This is a genomic window from Methylocapsa sp. S129, from assembly GCF_009765995.1.
Lineage (GTDB): Bacteria > Pseudomonadota > Alphaproteobacteria > Rhizobiales > Beijerinckiaceae > Roseiarcus.
Map to the genome: position 1 here is coordinate 1 of NZ_LMUI01000027.1, position 24,186 is coordinate 24,186.

23 protein-coding genes are annotated in these 24,186 nt (G+C 62.7%); 13 read left to right on the plus strand and 10 right to left on the minus strand.

Features of this window, described 5'->3' with window-relative positions:
• Nucleotides 1-103: 103 nt before the first annotated feature.
• Together GSQ90_RS16330 and GSQ90_RS16335 are read right to left on the minus strand one after the other, a co-directional pair.
• Nucleotides 104-463 (minus strand): hypothetical protein, encoded by a 360-nt coding sequence (locus GSQ90_RS16330; RefSeq protein WP_158815923.1) that lies wholly within the window; start codon nt 461-463, stop codon nt 104-106.
• A gap of 210 nt (nt 464-673) precedes the next feature.
• Nucleotides 674-1,783 (minus strand): Gfo/Idh/MocA family protein, encoded by a 1,110-nt coding sequence (locus tag GSQ90_RS16335; RefSeq protein WP_158815924.1) that lies wholly within the window; start codon nt 1,781-1,783, stop codon nt 674-676.
• Nucleotides 1,784-2,072: 289 nt separating this feature from the next.
• On the opposite strand from GSQ90_RS16335, the gene GSQ90_RS16340 reads away from it, so the two are divergent.
• Complete coding sequence (locus tag GSQ90_RS16340; protein ID WP_158815925.1) at nt 2,073-2,897, plus strand: MurR/RpiR family transcriptional regulator; 825 nt, start codon at nt 2,073-2,075, stop codon at nt 2,895-2,897.
• 219 nt (nt 2,898-3,116) lie between these two features.
• Here GSQ90_RS16340 and GSQ90_RS16345 read toward each other — a convergent pair whose 3' ends face one another.
• The 6 genes from GSQ90_RS16345 to hisB form a co-directional block, all read right to left on the minus strand.
• A complete protein-coding gene (locus GSQ90_RS16345) occupies nt 3,117-3,872 on the minus strand; it encodes a pyrimidine 5'-nucleotidase (RefSeq protein ID WP_371418389.1) in 756 nt (251 codons plus the stop codon).
• 140 nt (nt 3,873-4,012) lie between these two features.
• On the minus strand, nt 4,013-4,774 hold the full coding sequence (hisF, locus tag GSQ90_RS16350; protein WP_158815926.1) for an imidazole glycerol phosphate synthase subunit HisF: 762 nt from the start codon (nt 4,772-4,774) through the stop codon (nt 4,013-4,015).
• Complete coding sequence (gene hisA, locus GSQ90_RS16355) at nt 4,767-5,519, minus strand: 1-(5-phosphoribosyl)-5-[(5-phosphoribosylamino)methylideneamino]imidazole-4-carboxamide isomerase (RefSeq protein ID WP_158815927.1); 753 nt, start codon at nt 5,517-5,519, stop codon at nt 4,767-4,769. The genes hisF and hisA overlap by 8 nt, the downstream gene beginning before the upstream one ends.
• Nucleotides 5,507-6,193 (minus strand): imidazole glycerol phosphate synthase subunit HisH, encoded by a 687-nt coding sequence (gene hisH / locus GSQ90_RS16360; RefSeq protein WP_158815928.1) that lies wholly within the window; start codon nt 6,191-6,193, stop codon nt 5,507-5,509. The genes hisA and hisH overlap by 13 nt, the downstream gene beginning before the upstream one ends.
• Nucleotides 6,159-6,638, minus strand: coding sequence for a DUF2628 domain-containing protein (locus GSQ90_RS16365; protein WP_158815929.1), 480 nt, complete (start codon nt 6,636-6,638; stop codon nt 6,159-6,161). Before GSQ90_RS16365 ends, hisH begins: the two co-directional genes overlap by 35 nt.
• Before the next feature lie 44 nt (nt 6,639-6,682).
• The gene (hisB, locus tag GSQ90_RS16370) at nt 6,683-7,270 is read right to left on the minus strand and encodes an imidazoleglycerol-phosphate dehydratase HisB (RefSeq protein ID WP_158815930.1); all 588 of its coding nucleotides are present in this window, start codon (nt 7,268-7,270) and stop codon (nt 6,683-6,685) included.
• Nucleotides 7,271-7,483: 213 nt separating this feature from the next.
• Here hisB and hslV point away from each other — a divergent pair, with 213 nt between their 5' ends.
• The 3 genes from hslV to trpS all read left to right on the plus strand — a co-directional run bounded on the left by hslV (nt 7,484) and on the right by trpS (nt 10,512).
• Nucleotides 7,484-8,050, plus strand: coding sequence for an ATP-dependent protease subunit HslV (gene hslV, locus GSQ90_RS16375; RefSeq protein ID WP_158815931.1), 567 nt, complete (start codon nt 7,484-7,486; stop codon nt 8,048-8,050).
• Nucleotides 8,051-8,069: 19 nt separating this feature from the next.
• The gene (gene hslU, locus GSQ90_RS16380) at nt 8,070-9,377 is read left to right on the plus strand and encodes an ATP-dependent protease ATPase subunit HslU (RefSeq protein ID WP_158815932.1); all 1,308 of its coding nucleotides are present in this window, start codon (nt 8,070-8,072) and stop codon (nt 9,375-9,377) included.
• 100 nt (nt 9,378-9,477) lie between these two features.
• Nucleotides 9,478-10,512, plus strand: coding sequence for a tryptophan--tRNA ligase (gene trpS, locus GSQ90_RS16385; protein WP_158815933.1), 1,035 nt, complete (start codon nt 9,478-9,480; stop codon nt 10,510-10,512).
• Between the two features lie 71 nt (nt 10,513-10,583).
• Here the strand turns inward: trpS and mnmG are convergent, their stop codons facing one another.
• Together mnmG and mnmE are read right to left on the minus strand one after the other, a co-directional pair.
• A complete protein-coding gene (gene mnmG / locus GSQ90_RS16390; protein ID WP_158815934.1) occupies nt 10,584-12,458 on the minus strand; it encodes a tRNA uridine-5-carboxymethylaminomethyl(34) synthesis enzyme MnmG in 1,875 nt (624 codons plus the stop codon).
• Nucleotides 12,459-12,536: 78 nt separating this feature from the next.
• A complete protein-coding gene (mnmE, locus tag GSQ90_RS16395; protein WP_246731642.1) occupies nt 12,537-13,841 on the minus strand; it encodes a tRNA uridine-5-carboxymethylaminomethyl(34) synthesis GTPase MnmE in 1,305 nt (434 codons plus the stop codon).
• On the opposite strand from mnmE, the gene GSQ90_RS32705 reads away from it, so the two are divergent.
• From GSQ90_RS32705 to GSQ90_RS16435, 9 genes are all read left to right on the plus strand, one after another.
• Nucleotides 13,795-13,926, plus strand: a complete 132-nt coding sequence (locus tag GSQ90_RS32705) for a hypothetical protein (protein ID WP_256366614.1) — start codon at nt 13,795-13,797, stop codon at nt 13,924-13,926. The two genes, mnmE and GSQ90_RS32705, sit on opposite strands and share 47 nt — an antisense overlap.
• 117 nt (nt 13,927-14,043) lie before the next feature.
• Complete coding sequence (gene cysD, locus GSQ90_RS16400; RefSeq protein WP_158815935.1) at nt 14,044-14,952, plus strand: sulfate adenylyltransferase subunit CysD; 909 nt, start codon at nt 14,044-14,046, stop codon at nt 14,950-14,952.
• Nucleotides 14,952-16,823 carry a sulfate adenylyltransferase subunit CysN gene (gene cysN / locus GSQ90_RS16405; RefSeq protein WP_158815936.1) on the plus strand — a complete coding sequence of 624 codons (1,872 nt, stop codon included), beginning with the start codon at nt 14,952-14,954 and terminating at the stop codon, nt 16,821-16,823. The genes cysD and cysN overlap by 1 nt, the downstream gene beginning before the upstream one ends.
• Nucleotides 16,824-16,980: 157 nt before the next feature.
• Nucleotides 16,981-18,570, plus strand: coding sequence for an ABC transporter substrate-binding protein (locus GSQ90_RS16410; protein ID WP_158815937.1), 1,590 nt, complete (start codon nt 16,981-16,983; stop codon nt 18,568-18,570).
• Between the two features lie 60 nt (nt 18,571-18,630).
• A complete protein-coding gene (locus tag GSQ90_RS16415) occupies nt 18,631-19,644 on the plus strand; it encodes an ABC transporter permease subunit (protein ID WP_158815938.1) in 1,014 nt (337 codons plus the stop codon).
• Nucleotides 19,634-20,560, plus strand: coding sequence for an ABC transporter permease subunit (locus GSQ90_RS16420; RefSeq protein ID WP_158815939.1), 927 nt, complete (start codon nt 19,634-19,636; stop codon nt 20,558-20,560). Before GSQ90_RS16415 ends, GSQ90_RS16420 begins: the two co-directional genes overlap by 11 nt.
• Nucleotides 20,561-20,565: 5 nt before the next feature.
• Nucleotides 20,566-21,567, plus strand: coding sequence for an ABC transporter ATP-binding protein (locus GSQ90_RS16425; RefSeq protein WP_158815940.1), 1,002 nt, complete (start codon nt 20,566-20,568; stop codon nt 21,565-21,567).
• Nucleotides 21,564-22,526 carry a dipeptide ABC transporter ATP-binding protein gene (locus tag GSQ90_RS16430; protein ID WP_158815941.1) on the plus strand — a complete coding sequence of 321 codons (963 nt, stop codon included), beginning with the start codon at nt 21,564-21,566 and terminating at the stop codon, nt 22,524-22,526. The genes GSQ90_RS16425 and GSQ90_RS16430 overlap by 4 nt, the downstream gene beginning before the upstream one ends.
• A complete protein-coding gene (locus GSQ90_RS16435) occupies nt 22,523-24,136 on the plus strand; it encodes a GMC family oxidoreductase (RefSeq protein WP_246731631.1) in 1,614 nt (537 codons plus the stop codon). Before GSQ90_RS16430 ends, GSQ90_RS16435 begins: the two co-directional genes overlap by 4 nt.
• Nucleotides 24,137-24,186 lie beyond the last annotated feature (50 nt).

Consider the following 24,186-nt stretch of genomic DNA (forward strand, 5'->3'; position numbering starts at 1 on the left):
CCCGCAACAAAAGGCGCTTGAATCACACATCGACCCTAATGGGAATCACTCGTGTGAATGCCGTAGCGAGAATCGGGAGAAGGGGGCGTTGCGCTCGGCGGCCTCAGTCGTTCGGCGTCAGGCGCTCCGTGCCGTTGCCGCTGCGTCCCCGGATCGCCCAGAGCCCGTTCAGCCCATTGCCATCGACCTTGTAGATCACAAGCCCCGGCTCGCCATCGATCGTATAGGTGGCCGCGAGCGCGTCGTCGCGGCGCATGCCGAAGCCTTTATAGGCGACGCCGGCGATCTGCCATTGGATGGCGAATGTCGTGTCGGAAATGATCTGAACGGTTGCCGTGCCGCTATATTCCGAGCCGTCAGGATTCGTCCCCACGGCCTTGTATTTCGAGGCGAGCGTCAGGGAATCGGCGGTGGCCGCCGTTGCGAAGACGAGAAATGCGAGTGTCGAAAAGATACGGATCATGGTGCACCCCCAGGTTGACCACTGCCAAATTCGAGCCATTCTTCGGGTTGAGTCAAGGGGTTGCCCGAACGGTGCGCGTCGGCGCATTTTGGCCGTTTTCGTCTGACTGCGCGCGACTCCCTTCCCTCCTGCGGGAACGAATACACATTGTATATCCGCATGCGATGACAAGCCTAACCAGCGGCGTGGTCGGTTAGTGAAGAATCGGGGCTATACCTCCACCCACGCCCCCTTGCGGCTCGCCTCCGCGATCGCATGCACCGCCCGCTCGATCGCGAGCCCCTCGTCGAAATCCACCGCTACCGCCGCCTCGCCCGCGATCCGGGCCAGCAGCGCGCGGCATTCGATGATCTTGAGGTCGTTGAAGCCCATCTGGTGGCCGGGAGCGACGATGAATCGTCCATAAGGCTGATGCGCCGGCCCCATCAGGATGGTGCGAAAACCCTGGTCGGCGGGGCGCCCTTCGGCGACATAGACCTGGACTTCGTTGAAGCGCTCCTGGTCGAACACGATCATGCCGCGCGAGCCGAAAATCTGAATCAGCAGGCGCCCCTTGCGGCCCCAGGCGCAGCGGTTGACATGAATGGCGCCGGCGATTCCGCCGGGCAGGCGCAGCAAAGCGGTCGCGATATCGGAGGTTTCCACCGCGCGGCGGCCGCCCTGATGCGGCCGGTCGGCATAGGGCTTGGACATTTCGCCGAACACGCTGGTCGGGCGCCCGAGCAGGGTCGCGATCAGGCTCAGCGGATGGACGGCGAAATCATCGAGCGCGCCATAGCCGGCTGAAGCCTCGCTGCGCCAGGAATGGGGCGCGTCGGAATCGGCGAGATAATCCTCGTCCATTTCGACGCGGATGTGATTGACCGCGCCGATCGCATCCTCGTCGAGCAGGCTGCGGATATAACGGACGGCGGGGCTCTGGACGTAATTATAGCCAAGGATCGCGACTTTGCCCGAGCGGCGCGCCGCCTCGGCCATGCGCTGGGCGTCGGCGAGTTTGGGCGCCATCGGCTTTTCGCACCAGACATGTTTGCCGGCTTGCAGCGCGGCGATCGCCATTTCGGCGTGAAACTGGTTTGGCGTGGTGATCGAGACGACATCGACGGCGGGATCGGCGATCAAGGCGCGCCAATCGCTCGTCGCTTTGGCGAAGCCGAATTCGCCGGCGCGTTTTTGCGCGAGGCCGTCCGTCACCTCGCAGAGCGAGGCGAGACGGACGTCGGGCGTGTCGCCGAACACCGGCTTGACGCCGGTCCAGGCCAAAGCATGGCATTTGCCCATATAGCCGGTGCCGATGAGGCCGACGCCGATCGAAGCCATGAGACCCTCTCTGAACGAAATATTCTCTGGACACGCAGATTTGGAACTTTCATTCTGTTTATGGCGGCGGGAGTCAAGTGCGGCATCGGGAAGGAAGCGGGACAATCATGTGCGGATGCTGCAGACAAAGAGAGGCGTCCTCCCGTCATGGCCGGGCTTGTCCCGGCCATCCACGCCGAGCCACCCGCGCGAATCTCGAAAGTTATTTGCTCGGGCGCCGCGTAGATGGCCGGGACAAGCCCGGCCATGACGTCGACGATATCGGCTCGAAAGAACCGAGAGGCCGCCGATGAACGCCCCAAGCGATTTCGACGCGCTGAAAAACCGGCTCATTCAGATCAAGCCCGATCTGCCCAAGCGCCTGCAGCAGGTCGCCGCATTCGCGCTCGACAATCCGCAGGAGATGGCGCTGGGCACGGCGTCCAGCATCGCGGCGCGCGCGGAAGTGCAAGCTTCGACGCTGGTGCGCTTCGCCCAGGCCATCGGCTTTGGCGGTTTTTCGGAGCTGCAGGCGATTTTCCGTTCACACCTGCGCGATCGCTGGCCCGACTACCCCGAACGCATGAAGGCGCTGCACGCGAGCGCCAGAGATAGCGGCGATCCGACCCATTTGCTCGCCGGCTTTGCCGATTCGGCCTCGGCGTCGCTGACGCGCCTGCGCGAGACCATCGCGCGGGCCGATCTCGACCGGGCGACCGAACTGCTCAGCGGAGCCGAGACGATTTATCTCGTCGGCCAGCGGCGCGCGTTTTCGGTGTCGCATTATCTGTCCTACGCGCTCGCTCAGCTCAGCGTGCGCGCGGTGCTCGTCGACAATGTCGGCAGCCTCGGCGCCGAGCAGATGGCCAATGCGACGCCGAAAGACGCGCTGATCGCGATCAGCTTTGCACCCTATACGCCCTTCACCATCGATCTCACCCAGAAAGCGCGGGCGCGCGCGACGCCGATCGTCGTGATCACCGACAGCCCGCTTAGCCCGCTGGCGGGACTGGCCGATGTGCGCTTCGAGATCGCCGAGAGTGATTTTGGCTCGTTCCGCTCGCTGGCGGCGACATTTTGTCTGGCGATCACGCTGGCGGTCGCGCTGGCGGATAAGCGCGAGGGAGCGCGGTAGAAGGGCGTCCTGTTTGGCGACCGCAGCGCTGGCTCGTTGCCCAACATGTCTCTTTGGTGACCAAGAGCGGCCGATGGCCTCGTTGGTCACCAAAGAGACATGGAGGCAAAACGCCGCGTCGACGAGACGCAGTCATCCCGAAGGACCGAAGCGTAAGCGGAGGAGCGCGCAGCGCTTGACGGCGTCTCGGCGGCGTGGTCCCCGAAGGGCAGCCGCCCTTCACCCCGCGCGCAACCCCGCATTCACCTCGGCCAGAAACCCCGCCAGATCGCTCGCCGTAAAATCGATGGCGCGCGCGTCTTCAATCGCGCGGTCATGCGCTTCGCGAAAATCGGCCTGACCAGCCCTGGCGACGACAAGGGTCGTCGTCATGCCCAGCGCGCGCGGCACGGCGAGGTTCTTGGCGATGTCCTCGAACATCGCCGCGCGCCTGGAATCAAGCCCATATCGGTCGAAAAAGGCGCGATAGGCGGCAGCGGCGGGTTTGGGGACCATATGGCCCGCGACAATGTCGAACACATCTTCGAACGCGCCTTCAAGGCCGAGCCGCGCCGCCGTCCGCAAGGCATGATCGCGCGACCCATTGGTGAAGATGAACTTGCGGCCGGGCAAGGCGGCGATTTCCCTGGCCAGCGCGGGGTTGGCGGCAAGGCTCGAACGGTCGATGTCGTGAACGAAGGCGAGAAACTCCGTGGGATCGGCGAAGTCTTCGTCGATTAAGCCGCGCAGCGTGGTGCCGTGGCGCTGGTAATAATATTTCTGCAACGCGCGCGCCGACAAGCCGTCGAGACCGAAACGGTTCATCAGAAAGAGAGTGATGCGCTCGTCGATCTTGGGCCACAGATCGCTGTCGGAGGGATAAAGTGTATTGTCGAGGTCGAACACCCACGCATTGATCGCGCCAAATTTCGCATGCAAGAGCGCGGCGGGATCGGGCGCCGAGGGAGACAAGGGCTGCAAAAGGGGCTTATTCACGAAGGTCTTTTCATCGTTCGAACGTGCGGACTACAAGCAGATTGAGACGGATAGTTTAAGAACTCGCGAAAGATTTAACAGTCGCGGCCATCATCGCGATTAACCTGCCGGAGTCAAAAGCTTACGGGATTGGCGCCGCCTCAATCCATGCGCATCGGCAGGCCCGCCGCCGCCATATGCTGTTTGGCCTGCCGGACCGTATATTCGCCGAAATGGAAGATTGAGGCCGCCAGCACGGCGTTGGCGTGGCCGATGCGCACGCCATCGACGAGATCGTCGAGATTACCGACCCCGCCCGAAGCGATGACGGGGACGCTCACGGCGCCGGCGACGGCGCTGGTGAGCGCGAGGTCAAATCCGGTCTTGGCGCCGTCGCGGTCCATCGAGGTTAGCAGGATTTCGCCCGCGCCCAGAGCGACGACCTCGCGCGCGAAGGCGATGGCGTCGATGCCGGTCGCACGGCGCCCGCCATGGGTGAAGATTTCCCAGCGCGCCTCGCCGACCTTCTTGGCGTCGATCGCGACGACGATGCACTGGCTGCCGAATTTTTCGGCAGCGGCTTTAACGAAGGCCCGGTCATTCACCGCCGCCGTATTGATCGCCACCTTATCGGCGCCGGCCAGCAGCAGCTTGCGGATGTCTTCCGTCGCGCGCACGCCGCCGCCGACCGTCAGCGGCATGAAACAGGCTTCCGCCGTGCGCTGCACGACATCGAGCAGGGTCGAGCGGTTTTCATGACTAGCGGTAATGTCGAGAAAGCAGAGTTCGTCCGCCCCGGCCGCATCATAGGCGATCGCGCATTGCACGGGATCGCCGGCGTCGCGCAGATCGACGAAATTGACGCCCTTGACGACGCGCCCGTCTTTGACGTCGAGGCAGGGAATGACGCGCGCCTTAAGCATGGGCGCTTCTCGCCGCTTCGATCATCGCGAAGGCCTCTGCGGGGTTGAGCCTTCCGTCGTAGAGCGCGCGGCCGGCGATGGCGCCGGCGAGGCGCGCACAATCGGGAGCGAGCAGACGCCGGACATCGTCGATCGAAGCAAGGCCGCCCGAGGCGATGACGGGGATCGAAACGGCCTCCGCCAGAGCCAATGTCGCTTCGATATTGAGCCCCTTCAGAACGCCGTCGCGCGCGATATCGGTATAAATGATCGCGGCGACGCCGGCGTCCTCAAAGCGGCGACCCAACTCCAAGGCCGAGACATCCGAGGTCTTGGCCCAGCCGTCGACGGCGACGCGGCCATCGCGAGCGTCAATGCCGACCGCGATGCGCCCGGGGTAGAGGCGCGCGGCCTCGCGCACAAATTCGGGATCGCGCACCGCGGCGGTGCCAATGATGGCGCGCGCGACGCCTTTGTCGAGCCAGCCGCTCACCGTTTTCATATCGCGGATGCCGCCGCCGAGCTGAACGGACATTTTCACGGCGCCGAGAATTTTCTCCACCGCCTGCGCGTTCATCGGTTTGCCGGCGAAAGCGCCGTCAAGATCGACGACATGCAGATGGTCGAAGCCATGATTCTCGAACAGACGCGCCTGCGCGGCCGGATCGTCATTGAAGACGGTCGCCTGCGCCATGTCGCCGCGCACCAGGCGCACGCATTCGCCGTTCTTGAGGTCGATTGCCGGAAAAATAATCACGGACGCCATTTCAAAAAATTCGAGATCAGCGCCAGGCCCAGTTTCTGGCTCTTCTCGGGGTGGAATTGCACGCCAACCATGTTGTCGCGGCCGATGATTGCACTTATCGGGCCACCATAGTCGGCGGTCGCCACGACATCGTCAGCGACGGCGGGAAAAAGCTGGAACGAATGCACGAAATAGGCATGCAGGCCGCTCTCGCCGGTCTCTATGCCCGCCAGCACAGGGTGCGGACGGCGCTGCAGCAAATTATTCCAGCCCATATGGGGTATTTTCAGCGCGGGATCATTGCTCTGGATCGCCGCGACATCGCCCGGGATCCATCCCAAGCCTTTCGTGACCTCATATTCCAGACCGCGCGCGGCCATCAATTGCATGCCGACGCAGATGCCAAGGAACGGCCGGCCGCGGCCGCGCACCGATTCCTCAAGCGCCTCGACCATGCCGGCGACCCCGTCGAGGCCGCGCCGGCAATCGGCGAAGGCGCCGACGCCCGGCAGCACGATGTGATCGGCAGCGGCCACGATCTCGGGACGCGAGGTGACCGCGACGTCGCGCTCCAGCCCTGCTTCGCGCGCGGCGCGCTCAAAGGCCTTGTGAGCCGAGTGCAGATTGCCCGACCCGTAATCGACAATGGCGACCCTCACCTCAGCCTCCCGCTTCCGGGAAGAGTCCGATGACATGCGCCGCGTCGGCGACAGGGGCGTGCGCCCGGGCGGCCGCGGGCGTCGCAACCGGCGCGCCGTCGATCGCGAGCCAGCGGGAGAAAAACGCGCGCTCCGCGGCGATCAGATCGGGGCCAGCGACAATATCGACGAGCCCGAGGCCGCGGCGCTCCATCGCGGCGCCGACGAAGCTTTTTCCCTCAAGTCCAAGAAAGACGCAGCTCACAAGATATAGCCAGGTTGCCGCCGAATCCCGCAGCAAGCCATAGGAAATCGCAAAACCGACAAGAACGGCGGCAAGGCACCAGACGCCAAGCGGGCGCCATAGCCCGCGCGCAAGCAGCCAGAAAGGCCCGAACAAAAAGGCCGGCCGCGAAAAGCCTTCGCGCAGGAATGCGGCGCGCTCGGCCACGGCAGCCGGATCGGCGCCGCCGACGGGAATATGCACGCTGTAGATCGCCATTTGTCACCAAAAGCCAGCGTCAGAGAGACGCAAATTGAGCAATGTCAGAGCGCGCCCTTGGTCGAGGGCACGCGCTCGGCCTGGCGCGCATCGATCGCGACCGCGGCGCCGAGCGCCCTGGCGACGCCCTTGAAGCAGGATTCGGCGATGTGATGGCTGTTGGCGCCATAAAGCGTCTCGATATGGAGGGTCAGGCCCGCATGGATCGCGACCGCCTGAAAGAATTCGCGAACGAGTTGCGTATCGAAGGCGCCAATCTTCTCGGTTGGGAAACCAACATTGAACACCAGAAAAGGGCGCGCCGATATGTCCAGCGCGACGCGCGTCAGCGCCTCGTCCATCGGCAGCAAACAATCGGCGTAGCGAACGATGCCGCGCTTGTCGCCGAGCGCCTTGGCCAGCGCCTGACCCAAAGCGATGCCGACATCTTCGACCGTATGGTGGTCGTCGATGTGCAAATCGCCCTTGGCGCGGACGGTCAGATCAATGAGAGAATGACGCGCGATCTGGTCGAGCATATGGTCGAAAAAGCCGACGCCCGTCTCGACATCAGCGATTCCGGCGCCGTCGAGGCGCACGCTCACCGAAATTTCGGTCTCTTTGGTCTTGCGCGTGATCGTGGCGCTGCGCATCGTTTTGTCTCTTAAAAAGGGTCGGTCCGGCCCGGATCGCGCCGGTTGATAGCAATATGCGCGCCAATTGACCACCCGCGCCGGCCAAAGCGGGCAATGGGGTTAACCGGACGAGGCGCGCGCCGCCCTTGCTTTGTCGCGCCGCGCCCCATAGATCGGGTCGCCGCGCCAAGAGGGCAGCGCGCGCGAGAAGCCTATGGTTCAGGAAGCGATATGAACGATCAAGCGGCCGAGCGCGGCCCCGGCTGGCACGCGACGACCATTCTGATGGTCCGTAAAGGCGGCAAAACTGTTATCGGCGGCGACGGTCAGGTCAGCCTCGGCCAAACGATCGTCAAGGGCAACGCCCGCAAGGTGCGCCGGCTCGCCAAGGGCGACGTCATCGCCGGATTCGCGGGGGCCACGGCCGACGCTTTCACCCTTTTCGAGCGGTTGGAGGCCAAGCTTGAGCAATATCAGGGGCAATTGGCCAGAGCCTGCGTCGAGCTCGCCAAGGATTGGCGGACCGACCGCTATCTCCGGCGCCTGGAGGCGATGATGCTGGTCGCCGACAAATCGGCCGGCTTCATCCTGACGGGGACCGGCGATGTGCTCGAGCCCGAGGGCGACGAGAACGGGTCGGTGATGGGCATCGGTTCTGGCGGCAATTACGCGCTGGCGGCGGCGCGGGCGCTTTTGGCGACCGACCTCGACGCCGAAACGATCGTGCGCCGGTCGATGAAGATCGCCGCCGAAATCTGCGTCTACACCAACACCAATCTCGTCATCGAAAGCCTTTGATCCGAAAGTTAAGCGTCCCATGACTGAATTCTCGCCGCGCGAGATCGTTTCCGAACTTGACCGTTTTATCGTCGGGCAGCACGACGCCAAGCGCGCCGTCGCGATAGCCCTGCGGAACCGCTGGCGACGTCTCAAATTGCAACCGCCGATGCGCGAAGAAGTCATGCCGAAAAATATTCTGATGATCGGCCCGACCGGCTGCGGCAAGACCGAAATATCGCGCCGCCTCGCCAAACTCGCCGGCGCGCCGTTTCTGAAGGTCGAGGCGACCAAATTCACCGAAGTCGGCTATGTCGGACGTGATGTCGAACAGATCATTCGCGATCTCCTCGAGATCGGCATCGCGCTGGTCAAGGATAAGAAACGCAAGGACATTGAGGCGAAGGCGCAGCTTGCGGCCGAGGAACGCGTCGTCGACGCTTTGGTCGGCGTCAATGCGTCCGCCACGACGCGCGACGCCTTTCGCAAAAAGCTGCGCGCCGGGGAGCTCGACGACAAGGAGATCGAAATCGAGCTCACGCAGGCCAGCCCGAACATGCCGATGTTCGAACTGCCCAACATGCCTGGCGCCTCAGTCGGCGCGATATCGATCGGTGACATTTTCGGCAAGGGTTTCGGGCAAAAACCCAAGCTTCGCCGCACCAGCGTGCGGGACGCGCATGAACCATTGCTCCTCGCCGAGGCCGATAAATTACTCGACCAGGATCAGATCGTCCGCGAGGCGATCCTGGAGGTCGAAAATAACGGCATCGTGTTTCTCGACGAGATCGACAAGATCTGCTCGCGCGAGGGACGCGGCGGCGCCGATGTGTCGCGCGAGGGCGTTCAGCGCGACCTCTTGCCGCTGATCGAGGGGACGACCGTCTCGACCAAGCACGGCTCGGTCAAGACGGATCATATTTTGTTCATCGCCTCTGGCGCTTTCCACGTCTCAAGGCCGTCCGACCTGCTGCCGGAATTGCAAGGGCGACTGCCGATCAGGGTCGAATTGGCGTCGCTTACCGAGGACGATTTCAAGCGCATTCTGACGGAGACGGAAGCGAGCCTGATCAAGCAATATGTCGCGTTGATGCGCACCGAGGGCGTCGAACTCGCCTTCACCGACGATGCGATCAGCGCTCTGGCGCGCGTCGCGGCGTTGGTGAATGGGACGGTCGAAAATATCGGCGCGCGGCGCCTGCAAACCGTGATGGAGCGCGTGCTCGACGAAGTGAGTTTTTCGGCACCCGACCGGGCGGGCGAAACGATCGCGATCGACGCCGCGTTCATCGAGAAAAATGTCGGCGACCTCGCCAAGAACGCCGATCTTAGCCGGTTCATTCTTTAACGGGTGGAGATTTCAAAGACCGGGCGCGAACGCCAAGCTTGCGTCATAAAGCGCGCGTTGCGATAAGGCGGCTCCGCTTTATAGAGGATTCAGAGGCGATATGGCGCAATTCCCGGAGCTGGTTTTTTCTGGCGTGCAGCCGACCGGCAACCTGCACCTTGGCAATTATCTCGGCGCGCTCAAGCGTTTCGTCGAGATGCAGGCGACTCATTCTTGTCTCTATTGCGTCGTCGATCTGCACGCGATGACGATGCCGCATGATCCTGAGCAATTGCGCCAAAACACCCGCGCCGTGACTGCGGCCTTTCTGGCCTGCGGCATCGACGCCAAAAAGAACATCGTCTTCAATCAGAGCCGGGTTTCCGAACATGCGGAACTCGCTTGGGCGCTGGATTGCGTCGCGCGCCTCGGCTGGCTCAACCGCATGACCCAGTTCAAGGAAAAGGCGGGCAAGGATCGCGAGAACGCTTCGGTCGGGCTCTACAATTACCCCGTCCTGATGGCGGCCGACATTCTCGTCTATCGCGCGACCCATGTGCCTGTTGGCGACGACCAGAAGCAGCATCTGGAGCTCGCCCGCGACATCGCGCAAAAATTCAACAACGATTTCGACGCTTCGATTGCCGCCCATGGCCATGGCGACGCTTTCTTTCCACTGCCCGAACCGTTGATCCAGGGCCCGGCGACGCGCGTTATGAGTCTGCGCGACGGCACAAAGAAAATGTCGAAGTCGGACCCGTCGGAATACGCCCATATCGCCTTGACCGACGATGCCGACACGATCGTCCAGAAAATCCGCAAGGCCAAGACCGACGCCGAGCCACTGCCGGGCGAGGTCGGCGGTCTTGCCGGACGCCCCGAAGCGGACAATCTCGTGGGCATATTCGCCGCGCTTGGCGACGAGACCAAAGCCGATGTTCTGAGCCGTTTCGCGGGAAGCCAGTTCTCAGGTTTCAAGAACGCGCTCGCCGACCTGACCGTCGCCAAGCTCGGACCGATCCGCGCTGAAATCATTCGGCTGAACGGCGACGATGCCTATGTAGACAGCGTGCTGGCCGAGGGCGCAGAGAAGGCGCGGGCGATCGCACGGCCGAATATGGACGCGGTGAAGGATGTGCTGGGACTGATCCGGTAGGAGATGGATTGCCCCGCCAGCGTCCAGTTTACTCCCGCGAATCGAACGTTATCAGAGATTTGCGGGCCGGTTTAGTTTCGCGCCCCACCTGCCTTAAACGGACGGGTTCGGCGCGCATGCGCCGTCACCAAGGCGAGCGCGGCCGGCGTCATGCCCTCGATGCGCCCGGCCTGGCCGATATTGCTCGGCTTTACCGTCAGGAATTTCTGCCGCAACTCGTTGGAAAGGCCTGATATGCCGGCATAATCGAGATCGGCGGGGATCGCGACCGACTCGCTGCGGCGGAAGCGCGCGACGTCTTCGTCCTGCCGGTCGAGATAGACGGAATATTTGGCGTCGGCCTCCAGCCGGGCGGCGATATGAGGCTCGAACAACCCAAGTTCCGGCCAAACCTTGGCCAGTTCGACAAGCGTGAATTCCGGCTGCGCCGCAAGCTCGAAGGCGCTGCGGCGCGCGCCGTCCTGATTCACAATCAATCCATATTCGCGCAGCTTGGATGGCGTCGCGACGCAAGCGGTCATGCGCGCGCGCGCCTCGCGCAAGCTCTTGGCCTTGGCCTGATAACGGGCGGCGCGATCGGCGCCGACGCAACCAAGATCGACGCCCTTGTTCGTCAGCCGCTCATCCGCATTATCGGCGCGCAGCGACAAGCGGTATTCGGCGCGCGAGGTGAAGATGCGATAAGGCTCGGTGACGCCCTTGGTCGTCAGATCGTCGATCATCACGCCGAGATAGGATTCAGCGCGGTCGAATACGCAGGCCTCCCCGCCCCCGGCCGATTTTGCCGCGTTCAGCCCGGCGACAAGGCCTTGCGCGCCGGCTTCTTCGTAGCCGGTTGTGCCGTTGATCTGCCCCGCCAGGAATAGCCCCCGGACGCGCCGCGTCTCCAGCGTCAATTCGAGCTCTCGGGGATCGACGTAGTCATATTCGATGGCGTAGCCCGGCCGCAGGATGCGCGCCTTTTCGAGGCCTGGAATCGTCTGCAGGAACGCCAATTGGACGTCGGCGGGCAGGGAGGTCGAAATGCCGTTGGGGTAAATGGTGGGATCGTCGAGCCCCTCCGGCTCCAGAAAAATCTGATGGCTGTCGCGGTCGGGAAAGCGGATGACCTTATCTTCGATCGAGGGACAATAGCGTGGGCCGCGCCCGGAAATGGCGCCGGAATAGACGGCGGTCCGATGCGCATTGTCGCGCACGATGGCGTGCCCGGATTCCGTCGTTCGCGTGATATGGCAGGGGACTTGCGGGGTCGCAATCGCGGCGGTCAGCATGGAAAAGGGCTCGGGCGGATCGTCGCCCGGCTGCACTTCGAGCGCCGACCAGTCGATGCTCGTCCCGTCGAGGCGCGGCGGCGTCCCGGTCTTGAGGCGGCCCAGCGTGAAGCCCGCCTGATCCATGCAGAGGGCCAGATCGACGGAAGGCGCATCGCCGACGCGCCCGGCCGGCGTCCTCTGGTCGCCGAGATGGATGATCCCGCGCAGAAAGGTGCCGGTCGTTATCACGAGCGCGCGGCATTCGAGGACGCGTCCGTCGGCCAGTTCAAGCGAAGAAATCCTACCGCCCGGTGCGAAAAAGCGCTTGGCTTCGGCTTCGATCACCGTCAGGCTCGGCGTTTTCTGGATCAGCCCCTGCATCGCCTGCCGATAAAGCTTGCGATCGATCTGGGCGCGCGGCCCCTGTACGGCGGGACCCTTCCGCCGATTGAGCACGCGAAACTGTATGCCTGCCGAGTCGGCCGCCACGCCCATCAGACCGTCGAGCGCGTCGATCTCGCGCACAAGATGGCCCTTGCCAAGGCCGCCGATGGCTGGATTGCACGACATCGCGCCGACCGTCTCGAAACGCTGCGTCACGAGCGCGGTCGCGGCGCCCATGCGTGCGGCGGCCGCCGCTGCTTCGCAGCCCGCGTGCCCTCCGCCAATGACAATCACATCGAAACCGGTCATGTTCCTCTTCCGGCCCGCATTACCCGCGGGCAGGTCGCGCATCAACTGTCGCGAACGCGCCAAATAGGCCCGTCGTCGTCACTTGCCAATACAAAGCCGCGAAAAAATAGCGCCTAGCACTTCTTCGACATCAATGCGCCCGGCGATCCGCTCTAGCGCGCGCGCGGCCAGGCGCAGGTCTTCGGCGATGAATTCGAGCGCCGCGTTTTGCGGAGCGCGTAAGCGCTCAAGATGGGCCAGCGCCTCTTCGAACGCCAGCCGATGCCGAGTCAAAGCGATCAGCGCCGGGCCTTGTCCCGACAGAAGCTCTTCCGCGACATCGGCGACCGCGTCAAGCAGCCGATCGATCCCCTGCCCCGTTTTAGCGGAAACAGCGATCGAACCGGATGGAGATTCGGCCTCGCCGAGGTCGATTTTTGTTCGAACCTGCAGAACCGGACGTCCATCCTCCTTGGGAAAGGGGGCCTCAGCGCGCCCGCCTTCGGTCAACCAGAGCGTCAGGTCGGCCTCATCGGCGCGACGGCGCGCCCGTAAAACGCCCTCTTTCTCGATCGGATCCTCAGTGTCCCTGATCCCTGCAGTATCGACCAGATTGACCGGAAATCCGCGCAAATCGAGCTGGATCTCGATCGGGTCGCGTGTCGTCCCGGGCGTTGCCGATACAATCGACACATCGCGACGCGCGATCGCGTTCATCAGCGTCGATTTCCCTACATTGGGCGGTCCGGCGATAACGACATTGAACCCGTCGCGCAGACGTTCGCCCGATTGCGCCGAGGCGAGCGTCCGCCCGATCCTTGCGGCAGCCTCGTCGACAAGATCGCGGACATGATGGATCCCCAAGACGTCGACATCTTCCTGGTCGGAAAAGTCGATCTGCGCTTCGATTTGCGCCGTCGCCTCGACGATCAGCGCACGTATCGCCTCCGATTCGCGGGTCAAGGCGCCCCCGGCGATCCGCAACGCTTGACGCCGTTGCGCTTGCGTCTGGGCGTCGACGAGATCGGCCAGTCCTTCGACCTGGGAGAGGTCAAGCTTGCCGTTTTCAAAGGCGCGCAGCGCGAATTCGCCGGGATCGGCGGGGCGCATGTCCGCAAGAAGCGCGAGGGCTTCGATCACCCCGGCCAGAACAGCGCGGCCGCCCGTGACATGGAGTTCGGCCATGTCCTCGCCAGTATAGGAGCGCGGCGCTGCAAAGCGGATGACAAGGGCGCGGTCCAGTTCTTCGTCGGTCACGGGATGGCGCAAGGTTTTCAAAGAGACGACACGTTCGGCGGGCAATGGCCCCCGGATCAGCGCCCGGAGGGCATTATCGCAGGCCGATCCAGAGAGACGAATGACGCTGATCGCCGCGCGCCCAACGCCGCTGGCAGGCGCAAAGATGGTGTCCCGAAAACCCGGTATCGCGGATCGCGCTGCCAAAATGTCCCCGGCGCTGCTGACGAAAAGATGGTCGGCCGAGTTCTAGGACGGGCTTAGGGCGCCATGCAATCGGCGGGCGCCGCCGCGCTGGAGTTTACGCGTTGTTGCATAGTCTTCCTGTCGACTATATGTAGCGCGCTCTCCATCATCGAGCTCATCCCTCATGTCCGCAAGTTTGCCGCCTCACCTGCGTCGCCTCGAATCGGAGGCAATTCACATCATGCGTGAGGTAGTTGCCGAATTTAGCGCTCCAGTTATGCTATATTCGATCGGCAAGGATTCCAGCGCGATGCTGCATGTCGCGCTCAAAGCCTTCCATCCCGCCCCGCCACCGTTCCCGTTCCTGCATGTCGACACGACCTGGAAGTTTCGCGAAATGATCGGGTTTCGCGACGCGACAGCCAAACGCCTTGGCTTGAACCTGATCGTTCACGTCAATCAGGACGGCGTCGCGCGGGGCATTTCGCCTGTCGCGTCGGGGTCCGCCCTGCATACCCAGGTCATGAAGACCGAAGGACTGCGCCAGGCGCTCGATACGGGGAAATTCGACGCGGCGTTCGGCGGCGCCAGGCGCGACGAGGAAAAGAGCCGCGCCAAGGAGCGGATTTTCTCGCACCGTTCGGCCGCTCACGCCTGGGACCCGCGCAACCAGCGGCCCGAGCTTTGGCGCCTGTTCAATACGCGCATCCGCGCTGGAGAATCGATGCGCGTCTTTCCGCTCTCCAACTGGACCGAGCTCGACGTTTGGGAATATGTGCGGGCGGAGCAGATTCCCGTGGTGCCGCTCTATTTCGCCAAGGAGCGCCCCGTCGTCGAGCGCGACGGGACGCTGATCATGGTCGATGACGACCGCTTTCCTCTCTTACCGGGCGAAAAGCCACAAATGCGCCGCGTCCGCTTCCGCACGCTCGGCTGCTATCCCCTGACCGGCGCTATAGAGTCGGATGCCGAGACCCTCGACGAAGTGATTGATGAAATGCGCGCTTCGACGACCTCCGAGCGCCAGGGGCGCCTCATCGACCAGGACGAAACGGGCTCGATGGAGAAGAAAAAGCGCGAGGGATATTTCTGATGGCCGAAGATTTGCGCCCGGCGGCGTTACCGACCCTTCGTCTGCTCACCTGCGGTTCGGTCGACGACGGCAAATCGACGCTGATTGGCCGCCTGCTCTTCGAGCAGCAATTGATCTTCGACGATCAGCTTTCCGCCTTGAAACGCGATTCGAAGAAGCATGGCACGACCGGCGAGGACATCGATTTCGCCTTGCTCGTCGACGGTCTCGAGGCCGAGCGCGAGCAGGGAATCACCATCGATGTCGCTTATCGTTATTTCGCGACCCCGGCGCGGTCCTTCGTTGTCGCCGACACGCCCGGCCACGAACAATACACGCGCAATATGGCGACGGGCGCGTCCAACGCCGATCTCGCCGTCATCCTGGTCGATGCGCGCAAGGGCCTGCTGACGCAGACCTTCCGCCATTCCTATATCGTGTCCCTGCTCGGCATTCGCCATGTCGTGCTGGCGATCAACAAGATCGACCTCGTCGATTTCGATGAATCGACGTTTCGCGCTATCGCCGCGAGCTTTATGGAATTCGCCAAGCCCCTCGGATTCCGTTCGATCGCGCCGATTCCGATCTCGGCGCGGTTCGGCGACAATGTCTCGGCGCGCAGCGAAAGGACGCCCTGGTTCGAGGGCCCCCATTTGCTCCATCATCTCGAGCGGATCCAGGTCGACGAGGACCGCCGTCTCGCGCCGTTCCGTTTTCCCGTGCAATGGGTCAATCGGCCGCATCTAGACTTTCGCGGCTTTGCCGGCACGATCGCCAGCGGTCAGGTTAAAGCGGGCGATGACATTGTCGTCGCTTCCTCCGGCCGTCTCAGCAAAGTCACGCGCGTCATTTCCGCCGATGGCGACGCTGAAGAAGCGGGCGCGGGCGAAGCCGTGACGCTGGCGATCGCCGATGAGATCGATATCGCGCGCGGCGATGTCCTGACGCACCCTGACAACAGACCCGAAGTCGCCGATCAATTCGCCGCCCATGTCATCTGGATGAGCGAGGAGCCGCTGCTGCCGGGCCGCTCCTATCTCATGAAGATCGGCGCCAAGACGACGCCGGCGGCAGTCACCGAACTGCGGCATAGGATCGACGTCAACACGCTCGACAAACTGGCGGGCAAAACGCTGTCGCTCAATGAAGTGGGCTTTTGCAATCTGGCGACGACGATGCCGATCGCTTTCGATCCCTATGCGGACAATCGCGAAACCGGAGCGTTCATTCTCATCGACCGCTCCACCAATGAAACGGCGGCGGCGGGCATGATCGCCCATGGCCTACGCCGCGCGACCAATGTCCACCGCCAGGATTTGAGCGTCAGCCGGGAGGCGCGCGCGCGGCTCAAACATCAGCGCCCTGCGGTTCTTTGGTTCACGGGGCTTTCCGGCGCGGGCAAGTCCGTCATCGCCAATCTGGTCGAAGCGCAATTGCACGCGCGTGGCGCGCATACGCTGATGCTCGATGGCGATAATGTGCGCCACGGGCTTAACAAGGATCTGGGATTTACAGCGGTCGACCGCGTCGAGAACATTCGCCGCGTTGGAGAGGTGGCGCGCCTCATGACCGACGCGGGCCTCATCGTCCTCTGCTCGTTTATCTCGCCGTTTCGGGCGGAGCGCGCTTTGGTGCGCGACCTGGCGGCGCCAAGCGAATTCCTGGAAATATTCGTCGACGCGCCGCTGGCGACCGTGATCGCCCGCGACCCTAAAGGGCTCTACAAGCGCGCCCTGGCGGGAGAGATCAAAAACTTTACCGGCGTCGACCAGCCCTACGAATCCCCTGAAAACGCCGATATCGTTCTCAAATCGGCGCTTGAGACGCCGGATGCGCTCGCCAGCCAGGTCATCGGCGAACTTGAGGCGCGCGGCTTCATCACCCGCCTCTGACCCTTCGGCAAACGCGCGCGCTTCTCAAAGGCATTGCGCAGATCAGAAAAACGCGCTTCGATGGCGAAAGCCAACCGAGCCCTTGTCGCCTGATCGCCAAACGCCTTGGCGGCGGCTTTGGCTTTGCTCCGGCGCTACGCGATCAAAGGGGAGTTGCATGAAAGCCATCACGTTCGCGGGCCTTGGCCTTGCCGCATTGTTGTTCGGCTCCACGGCCGTGGAGGCCAAGACCTTGGTCTATTGCTCGGAAGGAAGTCCTGAGAATTTCACGCCGGCGATCAACACCACCGGCACCAGCTTCGACGCAGCCCGCCCGGTTTACAACCGATTGACCGAGTTCAAACGCGGCACCACGATCGTCGGCCCCGGCCTCGCAGAAAGCTGGGATATCAGCGATGGCGGCAAGACCATCGTTTTTCACCTACGCAAAGGCGTCAAATTTCATTCGGTGAAGGATTTCAAACCGACGCGCGACTTCAACGCCGATGACGTGCTGTTCTCCTTCAACCGCCAGTGGAAGCCGGACAGCCCCTATTTCAAAATTTCGGGCGGCAAATATGACTATTTTAACGACATGGATATGCCCTCGCTCCTCGACACGATCGAGAAGAAAGACGATTACACGATCGTCATGAAACTGAAGACGGCGAATGTCGCGATCCTCGCCAATCTCGCGATGGATTTCGCCTCGATCGCCTCGGCGGAATATGCCGATTTCCTGCTGAAGAAAGGCACGCCCGAACAATTCGATCAGGTGCCCGTCGGCACCGGCCCCTTCTCTTTCGTCGCCTATCAGAAGGACGCGGTCATCCGCTTCAAAGCCAACAAGGATTATTGGGGCGAGAAACCGCTGGTTGACGATCTGGTCTATGCGATCACGCCCGACGCCACGGCGCGCTACGCCAAGCTGAAGGCCGGCGAATGCCACATTAACGCCTATCCGCGACCTGCCGACCTTCCGGAAATGCAGAAGGATTCGTCGCTGAAAGTGATCAGCGCTTCGGGCCTCAACATCGCCTTCTGGGCCTTCAATACGACCAAGCCGCCCTTCGACAAGAAGGAAGTCCGGCAGGCGCTGACCATGGCGATCGACAAAGACGCGATTATCAAAGACGTCTATCTCGGCGCGGGCCAGCCAGCGAAGACGCTGATCCCCTCCACCATGTGGTCCTATAACGACAAGATCGTCGACTATCCCTACGATCCCGAAAAGGCCAAGGCGGCGCTGAAGGCGGCGGGCGTGACGACGCCGCTCGACATCGATCTCTGGTATATGCCGGTGCAGCGCCCCTATAATCCTAACGGCAAGCGCATCGGTGAGATGATGCAGGCGGATCTGGCCAAGATCGGCGTCAACGCCAAGCTCGTCACTTATGAATGGGGCGAATATCGCAAGCGCGCGCAGAACGGCGAAGATATTACTGCGCAACTCGGCTGGACTGGCGACAACGGCGATCCCGACAATTTCTTCTTCCTCGACGGCTGCACCGATGGCAAGCCAGCCTCCAACAACATCCCCAAATGGTGCAATGCCGAGTTCAATGACCTCCTCGTTAAGGCGCGCGTGATTCCGGACCAGGCTGGGCGCGCCAAGCTTTATGAGCGGATGCAGGAAATCGAGCATGACGAAGCGCCCGAATTCCTGATCGCGCATTCGACCGTGTTCGAGACCATGCGCGCCAATGTCACGGGCTATAAGCAGAGCCCGCTCGGCACACATACTTTCGAGGGCGTCGACATCCAGTAAAGGCGTTGCGCCGGTCTGTTCTCCGAACAGGAGAACAGACCGGCGCTCTCGAAATCGCCCATGCTCGCGTATTTCTTTCGCCGCATCCTTCTGACGATCCCGACCTTCGTCGCGCTGATGTTCGCGACCTTCGTCGCGATCCGTCTGGTGCCTGGCGATCCCGTCGAGGTGCGGGTCGGCGAGCACGGCATGTCGCCTGAGCGTTTGGCTATGTTCCGGCATGAGCTAGGGCTCGACCTGCCGGTCTGGAAACAGTTCCTCTCCTATGTCTGGCAATTGCTGCATGGCGATTTTGGAACTTCGCTCTCCACCCAACAGAAGGTGTTGACGGAATTTCTCACGCTGTTTCCCGCCACGCTCGAATTGTCGTTCTTCGCCCTGATGTTCGCCTTGTTGATTGGCCTGCCGACCGGCGTGATCGCCGCGGTGAGGCGCGGCAGCTATTTCGATCAGGCGCTGATGAGTCTGGCGACGATCGGCTATTCCATGCCGATCTTCTGGTGGGGTCTGCTGCTCATCATGTTTGTAGCCGTCAATCTCGGCCTGACGCCGGTCTCCGGCCGCATCGATCTCATCCAATATTACTTCGAACCGGTGACCGGTTTCATGACGATCGACGCGCTCTTGTCCGATCAGCCCGGCGCGTTTCTTGACGCGCTTCATCATCTCGTTCTGCCGGCGGTCGTGCTCGGCACCGTGCCGCTGGCGGTGATCGCGCGCATGACGCGTTCGTCGATGCTCGAAGTGCTGAGCGAAGATTATGTGCGCACCGCGCGCGCGAAGGGCCTGTCGCCGCTGCGCGTCATCGGCCTGCATGCTTTGCGCAACGCGCTTCTGCCTGTGGTTACGGTGATTGGACTGCAGACATCCGCTTTGCTTGCCGGCGCCGTTTTGACCGAGACGATTTTTTCATGGCCAGGCGTCGGCAAGTGGCTCATCGATTCGATCAGTCGACGCGACTATCCCGCCCTGCAAGGCGGGGTGATGCTGGTGTCCACTGTGGTGATCCTCGTCAATGTGATGGTTGATCTGCTTTACGGCGCCATCAATCCAAGGATTCTTCATGGGCGCTGACCTCACGACAGTCGCACTGGCGCCAGACGACGCAGCCGCCATCATCCTTTCCCCGCCTTCGCCATCCCTGGCGTTCTGGGCGGCGTTTCGTGAGAACAAAGGCGCGGTGTTCGGCCTTTGGCTTCTCGCGCTTGTGGTCGCGATGGCGCTATTGGCGGGCTTCATCGCCCCGCATTCCCCGATCGAGCAGTTTCGGGACGCCGTCAAGGCCCCTCCCGTTTGGGAGGCGGGCGGGTCCTGGCGCTATATTCTAGGCACTGACGGCGCGGGCCGCGACATGCTTTCGCGCATCATCTATGGCGCGCGCGTCTCGCTGTTCATCGGTCTTTCAGTGATGAGCGTCTCCTTCGTGATTGGCGGCGCGCTCGGCTTGATCAGCGCCATGTCGGGCGCGGTGGCGGACGTCGCGATCACGCGCGTGATGGACCTCATCATGGCGGTACCGAGCCTCGTTCTCGCCATTCTTGTCGTCGCCATTCTGGGCCCGAGTCTTACCAATACGATCGTCGCGGTGACGATCGCCTATCTTCCCCGCTACGTCCGCCTGATGCGCGCCTCCGCGCTCGGCGAGCTGAACAAGGATTATGTGACGGCGGCGCGGGTCGTCGGCGTCGGATGGCTTAGGCTGATGATGATCACCATCCTGCCCAATTGCCTGGCGCCGCTGATCGTCCAAGCCGCGCTCGGCGTCTCCGACGCGATCCTTGAGGCGGCCGCGCTCGGCTTCCTCGGCCTTGGCGCGCAGCCCCCGACCCCCGAATGGGGCTCGATGCTCGCCGATTCCAGGGAATTCATTCGCTCAAACCCCTGGATCGTCACTTTTCCGGGCCTCGCCATTCTCATCACCGTCGTCGCGATCAATCTCACCGGCGACGGATTGCGCGACGCGCTCGATCCGAAGATGCGGCGGAGTTGACCGCCATGCCTCTTCTCGAAATCCGCAATCTTTCGGTGTCTTTCGCCACGCGTTCCGGGGCATTCCGGGCTGTCGACGGCGTCGATCTGACGATCGAACCCAACGAAGTGCTGGCCATCGTCGGCGAATCGGGGTCCGGCAAATCCGTCGCCATGCTGGCGGTTATGGGCTTGTTGCCGTTCACCGCGAGCGTGAGCGCTGATCGCATGGCCTTCGACAGCCATGATCTGCTCACCATGAGCGCGGCCGCGCGAAGACAGATAGCCGGCAAAGATATCGCGATGATCTTTCAAGAGCCGATGTCTTCGCTCAACCCCTGTTTCACCGTGGGCTTTCAGATCGGCGAAGCGCTGAAGACGCATCTTGGCATGGCGCGCGCTGCACGCAAGAAACGTGTCGTCGAACTGCTGGAGGAAGTCGGCATTCCCGATCCGGCCAGGCGCGCCGCCGCCTTCCCGCACCAATTGTCGGGCGGCATGAGCCAGCGCGTCATGATCGCGATGGCGCTGGCGTGCCGGCCCAAATTGCTGATCGCAGATGAGCCGACCACCGCGCTCGATGTGACAATCCAGGCGCAGATCCTGGACTTGCTGGTGAGCCTGCGCCGCCAGAACGGCATGGGCCTAGTGCTCATCACCCATGACATGGGCGTTGTCGCCGAGACCGCGGACCGCGTCATCGTGCAATATGCGGGACAGCCGGTCGAGACGAACGCCACGGGCCCGTTGTTCGCCGACCCTCATCATCCCTACACCGCCGCTTTGCTCGCCGCGCTGCCGGAGCGCGCGACGGAGCGGCGCCTGCCCGCCATTCCCGGCATGGTGCCGGGCCAGAACAACAGGCCGTCCGGCTGTCTATTTTCGCCGCGCTGCGCCTTCGTGTTCGACGCGTGCCGGCGCACGGCGCCGGCGCGGGCCTCCGCAGCGCTCGGTCGCGCGCTATGTCATACGCCGTTGGCGCATGGAATTCCTGTCGCCGCCTCGTCATTAGAGGCGGCACGCGTATGATCCCTCTTCTCGAAGCGCGCGGATTGGCCCGCGATTACACCATGGCGCGCGGGTTATTCGCCGCGCCAGCAACGGTGAAAGCGCTCGCCGACATATCGTTCACCTTGCGGGCCGGCCGCACGCTGGCGGTGGTGGGCGAATCGGGATGCGGCAAGTCGACGCTCGCCCGCCTTCTGACATCAATCGAGAAGCCGACCGGCGGCGCCTTGATGATCGAGGGCAAAGACATTGCCGATGCCGACGAGGCGACCCGCCGGCGCCGGCGCCGCGAAATTCAGATCGTCTTCCAAAACCCCTATGGCTCGCTCAATCCGCGCCAGAAGGTCGGCAAGGCGCTTGAAGAGCCGCTGCTGGTCAATACGGACATGAAGGCGCCCGAACGCGAGGCCGCCGCGCGCGATATGATGGCCAAGGTCGGCCTAAGGCCCGAATATTATGACCGCTACCCCCATATGTTTTCAGGCGGCCAGCGCCAGCGCATCGCGATCGCCAGGGCCCTAATGTTGCGCCCGAAAATTTTGGTCCTAGACGAACCAGTGTCGGCGCTGGATGTCTCCATCCGCGCACAAGTCCTCAATCTTCTCGCCCGATTGCAGGAGGAATTCGCTCTGGCTTATGTCTTCATTTCGCATGATCTTTCCGTCGTGCGGCACATCGCGGATGAGGTCATGGTCATCTATCTCGGACATGTCGTCGAAATGGGCGCGCGAGAGGCCATCTTCTCGGCCCCGCAACATCCTTATACCCGCGCGCTGCTGTCCGCGACGCCGATCGCGGACCCCGGCGCCAAACGGGAGCGGATCATCCTGAAGGGCGAATTGCCTTCGCCCTTCGATCCGCCGGCCGGCTGCCCCTTCAATCCCCGCTGTCCGCTCGTTTTCGATCGCTGCCGCACAGAGCGCCCGCCGGTGGAACTGAAACAAGACCGTCAGGTCGCGTGCTGGGCGGTGGCCTCGTGAGCGAGCCCCGGTGTTTCGATTACATTATCGTCGGCGCGGGTTCGGCGGGATGTCTTCTCGCTAACCGGCTTTCCGCCGATCCGCGCAATAAGGTGCTGCTGATCGAGGCGGGCGGCAGGGATAATTGGATCTGGCTGCATATTCCCGTCGGCTATCTCTATGCGATTGGCAATCCACGCGCCGACTGGATGTTCAAGACCGAAAACGAGAGCGGCCTCAACGACCGTGCGATCGGCTATCCCCGCGGGCGTGTCATTGGCGGCAGTTCGGCGATCAACGGCATGATCTATATGCGCGGACAAGCGGCCGATTATGACGGCTGGCGCCAGCTTGGGCTCGAAGGCTGGGCCTGGGACGACGTGCTGCCATATTTCAAGAAACACGAGGATCACCACGGCGGCGCCAATGCGCTGCATGGGGCGGGCGGCGAATGGCGGGTCGAGCGTCCGCGCATTTCCTGGCCCATTCTCGACGCCGTTCGCGAGGCGGCGGCCGAGGTCGGCATCCCCAAGGTCGCTGATTTCAATAATGGCGATAATGAGGGGTCGGATTATTTCGAGGTCAACCAGAAGCGCGGCATGCGCTGGAGCGCGGCGCGTGGGTTCCTTAAGCCCATACTTTCGCGGAAAAATCTTGAACTTGTCACCGGTGCTCATGTCGAGCGCCTTGTCGTCGAGGACGGGCGCGCCGTTGCTTTGCGCTATATCAGCGGCGGAGCGAGCGTCGAGGCGCGGGCGGATGGCGAAATCATCCTCTCGGCAGGCGCGATCGGCACGCCGCAATTGCTCGAACTGTCGGGGGTTGGCCATCCTGAGGTTCTGGGGGCAATCGGCCAGCCGGTGGTCGCAGAATTACCAGGCGTGGGCGAAAACCTGCAGGATCATCTACAATTGCGCACGATCTTCAAAGTGAGCAAGGCGCGCACGTTGAACGTGGATTTCCAATCCTATGCGAAACGCGCCTGGATGGGCGCCCAATATGCGCTGGCGCGGCGCGGACCGATGACCATGGCCCCCTCGCAGCTCGGCTTGTTCGCGAAATCCTCGCCCGATTATGCGACCGCCAATCTGGAGTTTCACGTGCAACCCCTCTCGCTCGAACGTTTCGGCGAGGCCTTGCATGTTTTCCCGGCGATCACTCTGAGCGCTTCAAATCTGCGTCCGGCGAGCCGGGGCAGCGTTCATGCCCAAAGCGCCGATCCGCTCCAGGCGCCGGCGATCCGGCCCAATTATCTCTCCAAAGAGGAGGATCGGCGCGTCGCGGCTGATTCGATCCGTCTTGCCCGGCGGATTTGCGCCGCCCCGGCGCTTGCGCCTTACGCGCCCGATGAATTTCGACCCGGAATCGCCGCCCAAAGCGAGGAGGAGCTCTCCAGAGCGGCGGGCGATATCGGCACCACCATTTTCCATCCCGTCGGCACCGCGAAAATGGGTGCGGCCGACGATAAAAGCGCCGTCGTTGACGCGCGCCTGCGCGTGCGTGGCCTGCGAAACCTGCGCATCGCCGATGCTTCCGTGATGCCGCGCATCACCTCGGGCAACACCAATTCGCCAACCTTGATGATCGCCGAGAAAGCGGCGGCGATGATTTTGGCCGACGCGAAGGCTTAAACGCGATGATGAATGGAATGAGCCAATCGTAAGTAAAATGGGAAGGCGAG